This is a genomic window from Marisediminitalea alba (assembly GCF_002993365.1).
GTDB classification, from domain to species: domain Bacteria; phylum Pseudomonadota; class Gammaproteobacteria; order Enterobacterales; family Alteromonadaceae; genus Alteromonas; species Alteromonas alba.
In genome coordinates this window covers 15340-16031 of sequence record NZ_PVNP01000201.1, presented here as the reverse complement: position 1 = coordinate 16031, position 692 = coordinate 15340, and the positions used below count along the sequence as shown (strand labels likewise).

The 692-nt window shown below is 52.3% G+C and carries 1 protein-coding gene; it reads left to right on the top strand.

The annotated features are described in order from the left end of the window. Positions 1-23: 23 nt before the first annotated feature. A partial coding sequence (locus C6Y40_RS20680) for a group II intron maturase-specific domain-containing protein (protein WP_240622043.1) occupies positions 24-692 on the top strand: 669 nt, incomplete at its 3' end.

Genomic DNA, 692 nt, shown 5'->3' with positions numbered 1-692 from the left:
ACCTGATAGAAGATAAACGGCTGTTGAAACTCATCCGCCGCTTCCTTGAAGTGGAAATGATGGCCAATGGCCAGCGGGTAACGCGGGACAGAGGCATGCCGCAAGGCGGCCCACTATCACCATTGCTATCAAACATCCTGCTGGATAGCTTAGACAAGGAATTAGAGCAACGAGGTCATAGCTTCTGCCGCTATGCTGATGACTGCAATATTTACGTGAGCAGTCAGAAAGCAGGCGAGAGCTTACTGGCCGATATCACCGACTTCCTGTCTAACGAACTGAAGCAGCAAGTCAATGCCGACAAAAGCGCGGTAGCCCGGCCGTGGGAACGCAAGTTCCTAGGCTATAGCTTTACCCGGCACAAAGAGAGCCGGGTGAAAATCGCCGTGCAAAGTGTAAATCGCTTCAAGGATAAAATCCGCGAAATGACGACAGGGCATTACTCTCGCTCTATCAGTGAGACAATACACGTAATGACACCCGTGCTTCGGGGTTGGATAAGCTACTTCCGCCTGACAAAAGTCAAAGGCGTGCTGGAGGAACTGGACGGTTGGATACGACGAAAACTCCGCTGCCTGTTATGGCGGCAGTGGAAACGCGTATACACCCGCGCCAGAAACTTAATGAAAGCAGGGCTTGACGAGAATCGGGCATGGTGCTCAGCGACCAACCAACGAGGCGCATGGTGGAAT